Genomic DNA, 14429 nt, shown 5'->3' on the forward strand with positions numbered 1-14429 from the left:
CTTGGCAAATGCTTACGAAGATAGTTTTGCTTCGCAAAACTTAGCGAATGCTTACGAAGTTAGTTTTGCTTCGCAAAACTTGGCAAATGCTTACGAAGATAGTTTTGCTTCGCAAAACTTTTAGGAGGTGCGCTGTGGATAAACGGAACCGTTTGATTGCCATCGGACTGATTGGCGTGGGCTGCTTGATGATATTTGGCAAATGGATCGGATTTTTCTCCGTTGTCGCGCTCCTGTTCCTGCTGCTCGGGATATACCGCACAACCTCAGGCAAAGTCAAGCAGGGCTACAAGCTGCTGGGAATCGGCGCAGTACTGCTGCTGCTGGATCATCTGCTGCTGGTGCTGGGCATCTGCCTGATTTCGCTCGGCGTGTTCTATGTCAAATCGAAACGGCTGCAGCAGGGCAAAGCGTTCATGCAGAAGCAGAGCTTCTCCTCCCGTTTTGACTGGGATTTGTCGCCCTGGGTGATGCGCAGCCTGAGTGCATGGCATGTCCTTGGTGAGGCTGATGTGGATCTTTCACTGGCGATCGCTGAGGATAAGGAAACTATTATGCTGTTTCAGGGAATATTCGGTGATATGGATATCCACCTGTCCGATGACTATGGCGTAGAGATTGAAGCCTTTGTGCTGTTCGGCTCGATCGAGTTCGGCAGCCACCGCGATACGGGGATGATGAACCGGCTGAACTGGAAGTCTGCCAACTATGATACCAGCACTAACAAGGTAAAGTTCAGCATTTCCTATCTGATGGGTGATCTGGATCTAACCAAATCCTGACCGCTGCATGGTATTTATTAAGAGAGGGAGGCTCCTGCACGTGGATAAAAAGAACAGCAGCATGGTGACGCGCAGCATGGGTGAAGGGGCTTTATTCTCCTTTGTCATGCTGCTGGTTTTCTTGTACATTATGTATACATATGGTTATTTGAAGCCTTTCGAGAATTGGGAGATTGGAATCCGGACCACTGTGACGCTCATCCTGCTGCCGGTGGTCTTCGGAGTCGGCTTTGGCTTCTTTCAGAGCTTCCGTTTCAAGCGCAGGCTGGAGCGGCTGCGGGGAACGCTTGTTGCCTGGGAGAAGGGCAACCTCACCCCGGCGATGCCGTTACTCGGGACCGATGAGCTGGGCCGGCTCGGCGAGCAGCTTGGCCGGATCAGCGGCAAGTGGGAGAACCAGGTGAACACCCTTCAGCGGCTGTCGACCAACAATGCGAAGCTGGCCGAGCAGGCGCGGGTATCGGCGATCATCGAGGAGCGGCAGCGCCTGGCCCGTGAACTGCATGACGCCGTGTCCCAGCAGCTGTTCGCCATCTCGATGACGGCGACGGCTGTGGGCCGGACGCTGGAGAAGGATTTTGACAAGGCCCAGCGGCAGATTGCCCTGATTGAGGAGATGGCTGCGGTGGCCCAGTCGGAGATGCGCGCGCTGCTGCTGCATCTGCGGCCGGTATACCTGGACGGAAAGGGACTTGAGCAGGGGCTGCAGGAGCTGATCAAAGAGCTGCAGATCAAGGTGCCGATGGAGATTATTTTTGAGATGGACCCGGATGTACAGCTGCTGAAGGGGGTTGAGAACCACCTCTTCCGCATCGTGCAGGAAGCCATCTCGAATACCCTGCGCCACGCCAAGGCAGAGAAGATGGAGATCCGGCTGCACCGGCGCGGTGACTCTGTAAGGCTGACACTGAGGGATGATGGCGTAGGCTTTGAGATTGATGACAGCAAGCTGACCTCATACGGTCTGTCGAATATGCAGGAGCGGATTGCAGAAACCGGCGGCTCCATACAATTTATTACGGCGCCCGGCAAAGGGATGCGGATTGAAATTACTGTACCGCTGGTCAATGAATAAGGAGGCAAGGGCAACCATGGAAACAGAAGAAATCAAGGTTCTGCTGGTGGATGATCATGAAATGGTGCGGATCGGACTTGCCGCAGTGCTTGGTACGGAAGACGGTATTGAGGTGGTCGGTGAAGCCGGCAGCGGTGAGGAAGGCATACGGCTGGCCCAGGAATACAATCCGGATGTAGTGCTGATGGATCTGGTAATGGAGGGTATGGACGGCATTGAGACCACCAAACGGCTGCTCAAGCTGTATCCGGACTGCAAGGTTATCGTGCTGACAAGCTATCTGGACGATGAGAAGATGTATCCTGTCATTGAGGCTGGAGCGTTCAGCTATCTGCTGAAGACCTCGCGAGCCAGCGAAGTAGCGGATGCCATCCGTGCAGCAGCCAGAGGGCAATCCGTGCTGGAGTCCCAGGTCGCTTCCAAAATGATGAACCGCTTCCGTAACAATGCTAAAGCGGAGGCTCCAGCCTACAAGGAGCTTACCGAACGTGAGATGGAAGTATTGAAGCTGCTGGCCCAGGGCAAATCCAACCAGGATATTGCCGACCAGCTGATTATCGGGATCAAGACGGTAAAGTTCCACGTTACCAACATTCTTGCCAAGCTGGGCGTCGAGGACCGGACCCAGGCGGCTATTTATGCGTATAAGAACGGGCTGGCGGAGTAAATCGGCTGTCAGTCATAGGCTGACAGCCCCTTTTCCCGCTTCTGTGGCTCTGGTGGCCGAATGGGCGAAATGAGAGGCAAAAATGCCTTTGATTTCGGCTCCGGTGGCCGAATGTGCGAAATGAAAGGCAAAAATGCCTCTGATTTCGGCTCCGGTGGCGGAATGGGCGAAATGAAAGGCAAAAATGCCTCTGATTTCAGCTAACGAGTCTGTTATTCATAGCATAAAGGGATTTTTCCCACTAATTAGCTCATTGAAGGTTTGTAAAGCCAACATAAAGGGATTATTCCCTCTATGTTGGCTTTTGTGCATAGAAGCGTATCGGCTCCTGCGAATGAATAATAGGCATTTCAACACTCCGGTTCAAGCTCAGGCCCCGTAGATTTAATGTGCTTAGTTTGCACGTTAAATCGAAATCCCTTATAAGTTTTGAACTTTAGCAGAGTAACTAGCAAGCAAGTATATCTTCTCCCGATTCGGGCTATCCTTTCTAGTAGATTGCGAGAATTGGATGAGAGAGGGAGATGCGGAATGCGGCTGGGGAAACATGAACAAGGGATGGGGAAGCTAACGCTGGTCATGATTGGTCTCAGCCTTCTGGTGGTGCTGCTGGCCGGATTCGCAAGCGGGGCCAGCCGCATTGCTGCAGATGAATCTGCAGCAGACACCGCGCTCTCTGCATCCAGCCCGGAGCAGCTGACCCGCTCCCTGAAGCTCCTGACCACGGCCGGCGGGAAATAACAGCCGATGGTTCTCCGCTGCGACTGGTTGTGAAATGGCAGGGGGAGTACAGCGGTGAAACTGCAGATGCCGCTAACGCCGCAGATCATGCAGAAGCCACTGCTGTAGCTCAAGCCATGACGAATGCGGATACCACTGACGCTGCAGATCATGCAGAAGCCATTGCTGCAGCTCAAGCCATGACGAATGCGGATGCCGCTAACGCTGCATATCATATAGAAGCCACTGCCGCAGCTGAAGCCGTGACGAATGCGGATACCACTGACGCCGCAGATCATGCAGATGCCGTTACTGCGACCCAGGCCATGTCCGCTGTAGAAGCTGCAAATCCTGCCGCATCGGCAGCCCGACTGGCCGGGCTGCTCGGACTCGGCAAGCTGGAGGCGGCTGAAGAAGATGGCCATGTAACCTACAGAGCCTCCCGTGCGCTGGATTCAACCAGCACGATTTCATTGTTCTGGAGTGAGCTGGGCCAGGGTGTAAGTTATGTAATCGTGACAGTGGAGACGCAGGATCTGCTGCAGGCAGAAGCGGTTCAGACTGCAGCAGCAGACGCAGGAGCACAGATGCTGGCCGCCGGCATTACTCCAGAATGGAATGCTTCACTGCAGGGCACCTCACTGGTGATTGAATCTCCCCGCGAGGCGCTTAAGCAGGCGGAGGGGGTAATTACTGAGCGGCTGGGGGGATTAGAAGCAGTAGAAAGCTATGAAGACGATGCCACGTACAGCCGTTCCTACAGCATTCAAGGCGCTCAGAGATACGTGAACAGCGGAGATAATAGAATAGCTCTCCAGGCTGCAGTACACCAGAACAGTAATGACAACAGTAACCGCGTGACAATCGGGCTGCCGCTCATTACGATTGAATATTAATGGTTGAAGCGTTGCACAATCTTCGTCATAATCCGCCGTAATTCAGCATATCCTAACAGAATGCTCCGCAAAACCGGGCTCCGTGTTTGCGGAGCTTTTTGCCGGAAGGTATAATATGTAAGAACGGGGAAGCCCAAATTGCCGTTGCAGACTATAAGCATCAGTATGAAATTGAATAAAAAAGAGTAATGGAAAATTGCGAAAACCCGAGAAAAACTGTCAGGAATGTGATAGCATCCTTACTGTGAATATGATAAAATGACATCACGCCGTGCTACGGCACGATGAGAATGATTGTCAACTAACTATATTACATACAGAGAGATGAGGAGCCATGGCTGAAAATCAAACCCTTGATGAACTGCATACACCCGGTGCTGTATTCTTTATTTTTGGGGCAACCGGAGATCTGGCCCGGCGGAAGCTGTTCCCTGCGATATACAGCTTGTACCGCGAAGGCAAGCTGACACATGATTTTGCGGTAATTGGCGTGGCTCGGCGTCCCCGTACCCAGGAGGAATTCCGGGAGGATGTGAAGGAATCCATCCGTGAATTCTGCCGTTATCAGGTAGCCGATGCTGCGGAATGGAATGATTTTGTACAGCATTTCGAATATAAATCATTGGATATTAACAATGTGGACGGCTTCCGTGAGCTGAGTGCGCAGACAGAGCTGCTGGAGCAGAAGTTCCAGATCCCGGGCAACCGGATGTTCTATCTGGCTCTGGCTCCTGAGCTGTTCGGCAGTGTCTCGTTCAACCTCAAGGCAGGCGGCATGCTGCAGGGTGCCGGCTGGAACCGTCTGGTTATCGAGAAACCGTTCGGCTACAATCTGGAATCTGCAGAGCAGCTGAATGAACAGATCCGCCAGGTGTTTAAGGAAGAAGAGATCTACCGGATTGACCACTATCTGGGCAAGGAAATGGTGCAGAACATTGAGGTTATCCGTTTTGCAAATGCATTCTTTGAACCGTTGTGGAACAACAAGCATATTGCCAACATTCAGATTACCCTTGGCGAAACGGTCGGGGTAGAAGAGCGCGGCGGATACTATGATCATGCCGGAGCATTGCGCGATATGGGGCAGAACCATATTTTGCAGCTGCTGACGATGATTGCAATGGAGCCGCCAAGCCGTTTGCTGGCTGAAGATATCCGTGACGAGAAGGTGAAGGTGCTCCGTTCGCTGCGTCCGTACTCTTCCTCGGAGGAAGTGCGTGAGAATGTGGTGCGCGGGCAGTATACTCAGGGCCTCTACAAAGGCAAGAGCCTGCCGGCTTACCGCCAGGAGGATAAGGTGGATCCGGAGTCCAATACCGAGACGTATTTTGCAGCGCGTATCTTTGTAGACAACTTCCGCTGGGCGGGCGTTCCGTTCTACATCCGTACCGGCAAGCGTCTGCCTGTGAAGACAACGGAAGTGGTGGTGGAGTTCAAGGGCATGCCGACCAATGTATACCTGGGTCAGAAGCATAAGCTTGAGCCGAACCTGCTCGTTATCCGCGTTAACCCGATGGAAGGCATCTACGTGAAGATTAATGCCAAGAAGCCGGGCTCGGAGTCTGAAATTCAGCCGCTAGCCATGGACTTCTGCCAGAGCTGCATGGTCGGCATCAACTCGCCGGAGGCTTACGAGCGTCTGCTGCATGATGCGGCACGCGGCGATTCGACCTATTTTACCCGCTGGGATGAAGTATCGTCGGCCTGGTCCTTCGTTGACCGGATTGCACAGGCCTGGAAGGAAGAAAGCAATGATCTGGCATCCTACCCTGCAGGCTCATGGGGCCCGGTAGAAGCAGACCAGCTGCTGGCTCAGGAAGGCTTCCACTGGTGGCCGGTGAACGGACAGGATGAAGATAATGTAGTATGGCGTGTGAACAGCTAGTACCAGCTTTATAGATTACACAACAGCGGTTCCCCGGTGATGGGGGAGCGCTGTTTTTGTATTTTGAGTGAAAGTTACAAAAAAAGGATTTCGGTACTACGTATTTGCTATATAATTCCATTAAATGTAGAGAGAAACAACAGGGGGAAAGTGCATCAGCCGCCTGAAGGCCTACAACATCCTTGACAGGAATGGGGCGTTCGATGATGAAGAGGACACGGCAAGCTCATAAGCAGTACAGCTTTTTTCTGGGAACCCTGCTATGCGGCTATAATCTGACTGATAAGCTGTACGGTGCGGTATATATTGTGCTGATGAGTATGAGGGGAGTTGATCCGCTGCAGATCAGTATTGTATTCGCGGTTTCCTCGCTATCCCTTGCGGTGTTTGATTATCCCAGCGGCAATCTGTCTGACCTGTACGGGAGGAAAAAGCTGACGGCCATCGGTTTTATAATATGGGGTGCAGGATTGACTGTGTTTGCTTTTGCCGGTAATCTGGCGGCGTTCATCGTTTCTGCGGTTATAATGTCTCTGGGAGTTGCGCTGATTTCCGGCTCGCCGCAGGCCTGGTATCTGGATAAGCTTGAGGATCTGGGCATGCCGGGCTATAAAAATATTGCACTGCCTCGCTTGAACGGATATGTGTCTGCTTTTGCGGTTGTGGGTGCACTTATAGCGTCATTTAGCAGCAATATCCACCTCTACCTTCCAGTTGCTATAGCGGGTGCAGCGGCAGTGGGACTTGGTCTTTATGCGTGGCTGCGGTTCAGCGACAATTACGGCGTCCGGACGCAGGACAATGTTTTTAAAGAAGTCTACGTGACCACGGCAGAATTTGCAGGAAATAAGCTGATGCGCTTTATTCTGTTCAAAAGCATCTTCAGCCATGCCGCATTGCTTGCTTTCCTGCTGAGCTGGCAGGTGTATGGGGTGAATGAGCTTGGGCTGCCCGCAGGCTATTTAGGAGGATTGCTGGTGTTGTTCATGGCTGTGATCAGCCTGTCTTCGTTCTGCAGCTCCTTTCTGGCGAAACGGAAGGTGCGGGCGGTACGGGTCATTTCCGGCGGTCTGCTGCTGTCGGCTGCGGGGCTGCTGCTTGCAGGGCTGTTTGCTCATCCGGCTGTGTTTATCGCGGGACTGGTTTTATATGAGTTCGGGCTTGGTCTGGAGTCTTCCTTATTCAGTGCATGGGTCCAGGATTTCATTCCCCGGGGCAAAAGAGCAACCTTCACCTCAGGATTATCCGCCCTCAAATCGCTCGCCGGCTTCGCTATTACCCTGCTGCTTGGTCTGGCTGCCGAACGGCTGGGCTATACTGTTATCTGGATGACGGGTGCGCTGAGCCTAGTCTTGTCCTTGGCGGTTTTGCTCATTTTTAACAGAAAGATTGTTATGGCAGACACGGCCCGTACAGAAGCGGAAACGGCAGCCAGTTAAGGGATACGCGAGAAACGGCAAATTTGTACAACTTGTTTCACTTCCGCCGCTTTTTTGTAGATAAAGTCTGGTGAATTTTGATATACTTTAAAGGATGCTTTCTGGAAACGGAAAAAAGCAATTGGCGATCAAGCATGAATTTATATATGAAGGGATATGTGCAATGGATAAGGCACCGGATCAGAAACTGCAACAGGAAGTGGACAAACGGAGAACGTTTGCGATCATTTCCCACCCGGATGCGGGTAAAACAACACTGACGGAAAAGCTGCTGCTGTTCGGCGGGGCGATCCGGCTAGCGGGAACGGTTAAAGCCCGTAAAGCAAGCAAGCATGCGACAAGTGACTGGATGGAAATAGAGAAGCAGCGCGGAATCTCGGTAACGTCTTCCGTAATGCAGTTTGACTACTTGGGCCACCGGGTGAACATTCTGGATACTCCGGGTCACCAGGATTTCAGTGAGGACACTTACCGTACACTGACAGCTGCGGACAGCGCAGTCATGCTGATCGACGTGGCAAAAGGGGTCGAGGCACAGACAATCAAGCTGTTCCAGGTCTGTGCCAAGCGCGGTATCCCGATCTTTACCTTCATCAACAAGCTGGACCGTGAGGGCCAGAGCCCGTTCGATCTGATGGAGGAGCTGGAGAACGTACTGGGCATCCGCTCCGTGCCAATGAACTGGCCGATCGGCAGCGGCCGCGAGCTGTGCGGCGTGTACGACCGGATGAAGAATCAGGTGGAGCTGTTCCAGGGCGATGATCATTCGGTAATCAAAGTTCAGAAGGTCGAGGACTACCACGATCCGATCATCCGCGAGATGGCCGGAGAATATCTGCATGACCAGCTGTGCCAGGATCTTGAGCTGCTGGATGTGGCGGGTGACGCTTTTGATTATGAAAAAGTATTGCGCGGGGAGCTGACTCCGGTCTTCTTCGGCAGTGCGATTAACAATTTCGGCGTCCAGACGTTCCTCGACAACTTCCTGGAGCTGGCACCGAAGCCGGAGCCGCGCCGCAGTACTGTTGTTCAATTGAACCGACTAATGAGAAATTCACCGGTTATGTCTTCAAAATCCAGGCCAACATGAATCCGGCACACCGTGACCGCATCGCGTTCCTGCGGATTGTATCCGGCAAGTTCGAGCGCGGCATGAGCGTAAAGCATGTCCGGGCAGGCAAAGACATTAAGCTGTCCCAGCCGCAGCAGTTCCTGGCGCAGGACCGCGATATTGTTGAAGAGGCGTATCCGGGCGATATTATCGGTTTGTTTGACCCGGGGATTTTCCGGATCGGCGATACGCTAAGCCAGGCGGGAGAGATGGAGTTCGATGAGCTGCCGACGTTCTCACCGGAGATTTTCTCCAAAGTGAGCATCAAAAATGCACTCAAATCGAAGCAATTTCAAAAAGGGATTGACCAGCTGACGGAAGAAGGGATGATCCAGGTATTCCGCACGGTCAATTTTGACGATATTATTCTTGGCGTAGTCGGACAGCTGCAGTTCGAAGTGTTCGAGTACCGGATGAAGGGCGAGTATGGCGTAGATGTACAGCTGCAGCGGATGAGCTATCAGTTCGCGCGCTGGATTGTCGATGAGAACAAGCCGGATCCGGCCAAATTCCGGATTAACTCTACGCTGGTAACGGATAAGAAGGGCAATTATGTCGTGTTATTCGAAAATGAATACGCGATGCGTACGGCTATGGAGAAGAATCCGACTGCCAAGTTCCTGGAGACAGCTCCTTAAAGCACAGCGGGAATGGGCCGGATAAGCCTGATCAGGCTGTACGGATAGCATAGTGTGATAAAAAACCTCCGCCTCTAACTGTGCGCTGCACGGCCGGGATGCGGAGGTTTTTGGCTGTCTAGCTCTGCTCGGTGGTAACCGATCCGGGGGTGATCTCCTCCAGATGCCGGTGCAGCAGACCGATGACATGATCCTGCTTGGCCTTGCCGATGTCTTTCCAGACCATTTCAAATACAACACCAAGTCCGGGAAGTGCCGCTTCCGGCCCGTCTACAGAGCCTTCAATCATGTGGCGCAGGTCTTCCTCGGACTGGCCGTGCACTTTATGAAGAATCGCCTGGCGTAAATCAATGGTTACCGGCATGGTGCACCTCCTTTTTCATTGTTTGGGGGAAAAGTGGAACAGGCATCCGGAACAGAATCTGACTTCTCCAAAATGCCCTGTACTAATGTGCCCTGCGGCGGCAGTGAAAATTCAAGTTTGGCCGCCCATATGCTATACTGTGTGAGACGAAAAATGCTGCAGGAGGTACACGGACATGGCCAAAAAACAATACGCGATTATCGGGATGGGGCGCTTCGGCTCAAGTGTAGCCAAGGCGCTAAGCGGCATGGGATATGATGTGCTTGCCATCGATACCGACGAACAGCGGACCCAGGAGATATCCGGTATTGTAACCCATGCCGTATCCGCAGATTCCACAGATGAGGAAGCGCTGCGCGCGCTGGGTATCCGCAACTTCGACGTTGTGGTTGTAGCGATCGGCGAAGATATCCAGGCCAGCATTCTGACCACGCTGATCCTGAAGGATCTGGGTGTGCCGGCGATCCTGGTCAAGGCCAGAAATGAGCTGCACGGCAAGGTGCTTAGCAAGATTGGCGCAGACAAAATCATTTATCCTGAGCGGGACATGGGGCTAAGGGTAGCGCATCATCTGGCCTCGCCGAACATTCTCGACTATATCGAGCTGTCCCCGGATTACAGTATCCTGGACATGAAGGTGCCCAAGCAGATGCTCGGCAAAAACCTGCTGGAGCTGGACATCCGCGCCAAATACGGCTGCAATGTCATGGCGATCCGCCGGGGCGATGACATGAACATCACTCCCAGAGCCGAGGACCGGCTGGCTGACGGCGATGTGCTGGTTATCGTCGGGCATAAGGATAACCTGACCAAGCTGGAGATGGCGTATCATTAACGAAGTACGAAAGGACAAGACCTAATGGAAATATTATCTCCGCAAAATACGCGGGTTAAGGAATGGGCCGGACTGCAGGAAAAGAAGCACCGCGATAAGACCGGCAAATATATTGTAGAAGGTATCCATCTGGTGCAGGAGGCGCTGCTGGCGGAAGCCGAGGTGGAGATTCTCGCCTACGATTTGGACAAGGGAATGCCATCGGAGCTGCGGGATCATCTGCAGGCCGTACAGGGTATGGAGGTCATCGGCGTCTCAGCCGCTGTCATTGCCAAGTGCAGCAGCACGAACACCCCGCAGCCTGTGTTTGCGGTTGTCCGCAAAGAGCAGCAGGGTGTGGAGACGATCCTGGCGAAGCGGGACAGTCTGGTTGTTGTGCTTGACGGCGTCCAGGACCCGGGCAACGTGGGCACGATCATCCGCAGCGCGGATGCCGCCGGCGCGGACGGGGTAATCCTCGGCCAGGGCTGCGCCGACCTGTATAACCCCAAGACCATCCGCTCTACGATGGGCTCGATGTTCCATCTCCCGGTAGTGGAGGGAGATCTGGGCGTTGTTCTGCCGCAGGCGCGCGAACGCGGAGCTCTTCTGGTCAGCACCTCGCTGACCGGGGAAGACTCCTGCTACACGCACGACTTCCGCGGCAGCCAGTGGCTGCTGATCGGCAGCGAGGGCAAGGGGATTTCCCCACAGACGGCAGCGCTCGTCGATAAGAGCATCATCATCCCGATGGCCGGCCGGGCCGAGTCGCTGAATGCGGCGATGGCGGCTACAATTTTGTTGTTTGAAGGGATGCGGCAGCGGGGGTATTCAAAGTAAATAAACCCATCCCAAAGCAAATAAACTGTGAGTTGAAACTCACCTTGTCACCGTTTGGAATGTGGATTGGCACAGGTTTGTAACGATTTTTTGACATAACAATTAAGTCCTGATAATCAAGAAACCCTTGATTTATCGGGGCTTTTTTAAATTCCTCTTCGTATCTACAAAAACCAACCACACACTACGGCCTTAATTTTCTATTCCATCATCCATCACGGAACCTTACAAAGAGTGTAAGGCAATTGTAATCGAGATCGATAGCAGCAACCTGGCAGCTCCTCTAGACTTATCTAATAAGAGGATTATTTTTTAAGGGGGAGTTGGCGTGAGGTTTTTTGAAATGCTGCTATTCTTTTCAAGTGTTTGTTTGTTCGTATTCGTGTTCATATTCAATCAACGTATCCGAAGATCAGCTTTGCTCCTGGCAAGCGGAGCAGGCTCCATTGTTTTAGTGATACATTTGCTAGTCGAAGGATACAGGGTTCAGCTTTTGTTTTTATACGGATTTACGATCCTGATGCTTATGCTTTCGCTTAGAGACGTTCTCATAACGCCAAAAGTCGTTCGGACTGCCTCGCGAATCCGCAGGGTGCTGGGCCGCCTGGTTATTGTACTTGGGCTAACCGCAACGGGGGGATTACTCTATGTGTTTCCCGTATTCGACCTTCCGGCGCCAAGCGGCGAGTTTACGGTAGGTACGCAAGTCTTTCATTTCATCGATCCAAGCCGGGAGGAGACATTCGGCCAAACCGCCACAGGCAAGAGGGAGTTGATGGTTCAGGTATGGTATCCCGCTCAGGCTGACACCGGCAAGTACGCTCCCTTTGTTCCCGATACCGGGATTTTACGTTATATGGCTTCAGACTATGGCCTTCCCGGGTTTACTTTTCAACACCTGAAGTACATATCCAGTCATGCTTATCCGGGGGCTGAGGTCTCTTCGGCACAAACTTCATACCCGCTGGTCCTTGCGAATCCCGGCAACGGCTCTTCCAGGTTCCTTCACACGTCTCAAGCCGAGCATCTCGCGAGTCACGGCTATATCTTGGCAGTGATCGACCATACCTACAATACATTTGCCACCGAGTTTCCGGACGGCCGAATCACAACAAGTACAACCAATGACTTATTTTCGTCCGGCCATGATTACGGGACAGAAAGAGAAATTCGCGACAAGCTGGGCAAAGTTCTAACCGGCGATGTGGAGTTTACGCTGGACCAATTCGAGCTCCTCCAGTCGGGGGAGATTCCAAGTCTTTTAAAAGGGAGGATTGATCTCGGCCATGTCGGGGTGTTCGGCCATTCAATTGGCGGAGCAACGGCCTATGACGCTGCATATGATCCGCGAATCGCGGTTGGAATAGACCTTGATGGCGGGCTTTACCGGCTGCGTGACAGAGAGGGTCTGCGAAAGCCGTTTTTATTCATCAACTCAGAAAGCTATTTCGGCAAATTAAAAATGGTGTTGGATAACCGGGCATACACGGATGCAGAGCTTAACCGGATGGGCTCAACAAGAGAGTGGGAGGATCAAGTAACGGAAGATAAAAAGCTGGAGCTTGAACGGATGCGCGAAACGGCCGGCGAAGGGGGACAAGTCCTCTATATTGAAAACACGGAGCATATGAATTTTACCGACGTACAGTTCATTTCTCCAATTTTCAAAAGGCTGGGTATTACAGGAGAAATTGCGCCCGAAAGAGCGGACGACGTTATCGATGCCTACATGCTGGATTTCTTCGATAGGTATCTGAAAAACCAAGGCGGACTATTAATGAAAGGACCGGACAGCCGCTTTCCGGAAGTGAAGTTCGTAACTTCGCTATTATAAATTACCAAGCTGGGTGTCGTTTCCAGGCTAGCGGGCAGGTATCACTGGGCTGGGCTAATCTTCTACCGTTTAACAGCCCGGCGTGGTGGTCTTCTTTGCAGATAACGTCCGTCTTTGCATCCTAATGAATCGAAACAAAGACGGATTTACCTCACCCTTTAGATTGGCATCCGATGGTATAGCAATTTCCCCGGACGGCAAGATGTTGTATTTCTGCCCTCTCTCTAGTCGTCATCTCTACTCGATTTCAACGGAAGCTTTAAGAGAGCGGACCATACCGGATATGGCTCTACAGTATTACGTGAAGTATTGGGGAGAAAAAGGCGCCTCAGATGGAATGATCACCGATGCAAAAGGGAATGTGTACGCTGGAGACTATGAAAACAATAGTATTCGAAAGATATTGCCGAATGGAGTAATGGAAACCATCGCACATGACCCGAGAATTTTATGGCCGGATACTTTTTCTATTGGTCCAGATCAATGCTTGTATTTCATCGTGAACCAATTACATCGGCAGTCGAGATTTCATTATGGAAATGATCTGCGGCAGAAGCCTTATAGTTTATTACGTATGAAGATAGCCGAGTCACCTGCTCCTACCTTTTAGTAAATATTATGGGGGTGTGAGGGCCATTGCAGCAGGCCAAGCACTGGTATGGACGACAGATGATCCTGACTATCTCGGCGTTCAGGCCGGACAAATAGATACGGGAATCAGTAAGCAATGCCTACACGTGAATTTATGAAATCGGCGGCTTGTATTTGACTATAAGTAAATTCCGCTGTATCCTGCACTGATATTACAATACCGCCTTCAGGCAGAATATTTTGCTTCACACGATAGTTCCTTGAATCTCCGCCATTCTGCAAAGCAGTAGGGCATACGATAGTCCATTTAAGAGTTGATTGTTTTAACAGGCGATATACCTGATGATGTTCTTCAGCTGCGCGGGTTGACCTGCGTTTGGATTCGCTTGACTGATAGCGCAGAAGATTGGGGGAATGTTCACTCTGCAGAATACCGGCAGTTCCTACGGTTATGATACGTTGTATACCTTCGTTATACATCGCCTCGATGATTAAAGGCATACTGTCAGATAGCGTTGTTGTACCATCTGTATTTAGTGCGCTAATCACTACATCATTTCCTTGTACTGCACGGGTGATATCTTCTTTATTTAGAACGTTACCTTGTAAGATCGTCAGGTTTTGATTAATATGTTGAATCTTCTCCGGTGTGCGGACCAATACGGTCACATGATGTCCATCCTGAAGAGCAAGGGTAAAAATGTGGCTACCAACCCGTCCGGTGGCACCAAGAATTAATATATTCATATATGAGAACCTCCTGTTGTTTTATT

The 14429-nt window shown here is 51.8% G+C and carries 13 protein-coding genes and 2 pseudogenes; 13 read left to right on the top strand and 2 right to left on the bottom strand.

From position 1 onward, the window contains the following. Positions 1-134 precede the first annotated feature (134 nt). From liaF to AWJ19_RS17755, 9 genes and pseudogenes are all read left to right on the top strand, one after another. A complete protein-coding gene (liaF, locus tag AWJ19_RS17720; protein ID WP_198536592.1) occupies positions 135-782 on the top strand; it encodes a cell wall-active antibiotics response protein LiaF in 648 nt (215 codons plus the stop codon). 7 nt (positions 783-789) lie between these two features. Further along, positions 790-1857, top strand: a complete 1068-nt coding sequence (locus AWJ19_RS17725; RefSeq protein WP_068725708.1) for a sensor histidine kinase — start codon at positions 790-792, stop codon at positions 1855-1857. Between the two features lie 16 nt (positions 1858-1873). Beyond that, a complete protein-coding gene (locus AWJ19_RS17730; protein WP_068725710.1) occupies positions 1874-2524 on the top strand; it encodes a response regulator transcription factor in 651 nt (216 codons plus the stop codon). 60 nt (positions 2525-2584) lie between these two features. Next, a complete protein-coding gene (locus AWJ19_RS35280) occupies positions 2585-2728 on the top strand; it encodes a hypothetical protein (protein ID WP_157890035.1) in 144 nt (47 codons plus the stop codon). A gap of 327 nt (positions 2729-3055) precedes the next feature. Next, positions 3056-3265, top strand: coding sequence for a hypothetical protein (locus AWJ19_RS17735; RefSeq protein ID WP_068725712.1), 210 nt, complete (start codon positions 3056-3058; stop codon positions 3263-3265). A gap of 29 nt (positions 3266-3294) precedes the next feature. Then, complete coding sequence (locus tag AWJ19_RS17740) at positions 3295-4140, top strand: YwmB family TATA-box binding protein (protein ID WP_068725713.1); 846 nt, start codon at positions 3295-3297, stop codon at positions 4138-4140. 334 nt (positions 4141-4474) lie between these two features. Beyond that, positions 4475-6025: a glucose-6-phosphate dehydrogenase gene (gene zwf, locus AWJ19_RS17745; protein ID WP_068725714.1), complete on the top strand. Its 1551-nt coding sequence runs from the start codon at positions 4475-4477 to the stop codon at positions 6023-6025. A gap of 203 nt (positions 6026-6228) precedes the next feature. Further along, positions 6229-7464, top strand: coding sequence for an MFS transporter (locus AWJ19_RS17750; RefSeq protein ID WP_068725716.1), 1236 nt, complete (start codon positions 6229-6231; stop codon positions 7462-7464). 163 nt (positions 7465-7627) lie between these two features. Next, positions 7628-9213 (top strand): annotated as a pseudogene (locus AWJ19_RS17755) (peptide chain release factor 3). Between the two features lie 118 nt (positions 9214-9331). Here the strand turns inward: AWJ19_RS17755 and AWJ19_RS17760 are convergent. Further along, entirely contained in the window at positions 9332-9577 is a 246-nt protein-coding gene (locus tag AWJ19_RS17760; protein ID WP_068725717.1) for a small acid-soluble spore protein SspI, read from the bottom strand. A 175-nt stretch (positions 9578-9752) separates the two neighbouring features. On the opposite strand from AWJ19_RS17760, the gene AWJ19_RS17765 reads away from it, so the two are divergent. The 4 genes and pseudogenes from AWJ19_RS17765 to AWJ19_RS17780 all read left to right on the top strand — a co-directional run. Beyond that, positions 9753-10412: a TrkA family potassium uptake protein gene (locus tag AWJ19_RS17765; RefSeq protein ID WP_068725719.1), complete on the top strand. Its 660-nt coding sequence runs from the start codon at positions 9753-9755 to the stop codon at positions 10410-10412. Positions 10413-10436: 24 nt separating this feature from the next. Then, positions 10437-11231 carry an RNA methyltransferase gene (locus AWJ19_RS17770; protein WP_068725721.1) on the top strand — a complete coding sequence of 265 codons (795 nt, stop codon included), beginning with the start codon at positions 10437-10439 and terminating at the stop codon, positions 11229-11231. A gap of 328 nt (positions 11232-11559) precedes the next feature. Next, positions 11560-13065, top strand: a complete 1506-nt coding sequence (locus AWJ19_RS17775) for a dienelactone hydrolase (RefSeq protein WP_068725722.1) — start codon at positions 11560-11562, stop codon at positions 13063-13065. Between the two features lie 118 nt (positions 13066-13183). Further along, positions 13184-13675 (top strand): annotated as a pseudogene (locus AWJ19_RS17780) (L-dopachrome tautomerase-related protein); the annotation flags it as partial. A gap of 107 nt (positions 13676-13782) precedes the next feature. Here the strand turns inward: AWJ19_RS17780 and AWJ19_RS17785 are convergent. Then, positions 13783-14403, bottom strand: a complete 621-nt coding sequence (locus AWJ19_RS17785) for an SDR family oxidoreductase (RefSeq protein WP_068725724.1) — start codon at positions 14401-14403, stop codon at positions 13783-13785. Positions 14404-14429: the final 26 nt, after the last annotated feature.

The organism is Paenibacillus sp. DMB5, from assembly GCF_001517085.1.
In the GTDB taxonomy this organism is placed as follows: Bacteria; Bacillota; Bacilli; order Paenibacillales; family Paenibacillaceae; genus Paenibacillus_AQ.

What these genes read in the sequence shown, in the direction of transcription:
- AWJ19_RS17725 (WP_068725708.1), top strand. Translation starts at nt 790, where the DNA reads ATGGTATTTATTAAGAGAGGGAGGCTCCTGCACGTGGATAAAAAGAAC.
- AWJ19_RS17750 (WP_068725716.1), top strand. Translation starts at nt 6,229, where the DNA reads ATGATGAAGAGGACACGGCAAGCTCATAAGCAGTACAGCTTTTTTCTG.
- AWJ19_RS17730 (WP_068725710.1), top strand. Translation starts at nt 1,874, where the DNA reads ATGGAAACAGAAGAAATCAAGGTTCTGCTGGTGGATGATCATGAAATG.
- AWJ19_RS17770 (WP_068725721.1), top strand. Translation starts at nt 10,437, where the DNA reads ATGGAAATATTATCTCCGCAAAATACGCGGGTTAAGGAATGGGCCGGA.
- AWJ19_RS17785 (WP_068725724.1), bottom strand. Translation starts at nt 14,403, where the DNA reads ATGAATATATTAATTCTTGGTGCCACCGGACGGGTTGGTAGCCACATT.
- AWJ19_RS17765 (WP_068725719.1), top strand. Translation starts at nt 9,753, where the DNA reads ATGGCCAAAAAACAATACGCGATTATCGGGATGGGGCGCTTCGGCTCA.
- AWJ19_RS35280 (WP_157890035.1), top strand. Translation starts at nt 2,585, where the DNA reads ATGGGCGAAATGAGAGGCAAAAATGCCTTTGATTTCGGCTCCGGTGGC.
- zwf (WP_068725714.1), top strand. Translation starts at nt 4,475, where the DNA reads ATGGCTGAAAATCAAACCCTTGATGAACTGCATACACCCGGTGCTGTA.
- AWJ19_RS17760 (WP_068725717.1), bottom strand. Translation starts at nt 9,577, where the DNA reads ATGCCGGTAACCATTGATTTACGCCAGGCGATTCTTCATAAAGTGCAC.
- AWJ19_RS17735 (WP_068725712.1), top strand. Translation starts at nt 3,056, where the DNA reads ATGCGGCTGGGGAAACATGAACAAGGGATGGGGAAGCTAACGCTGGTC.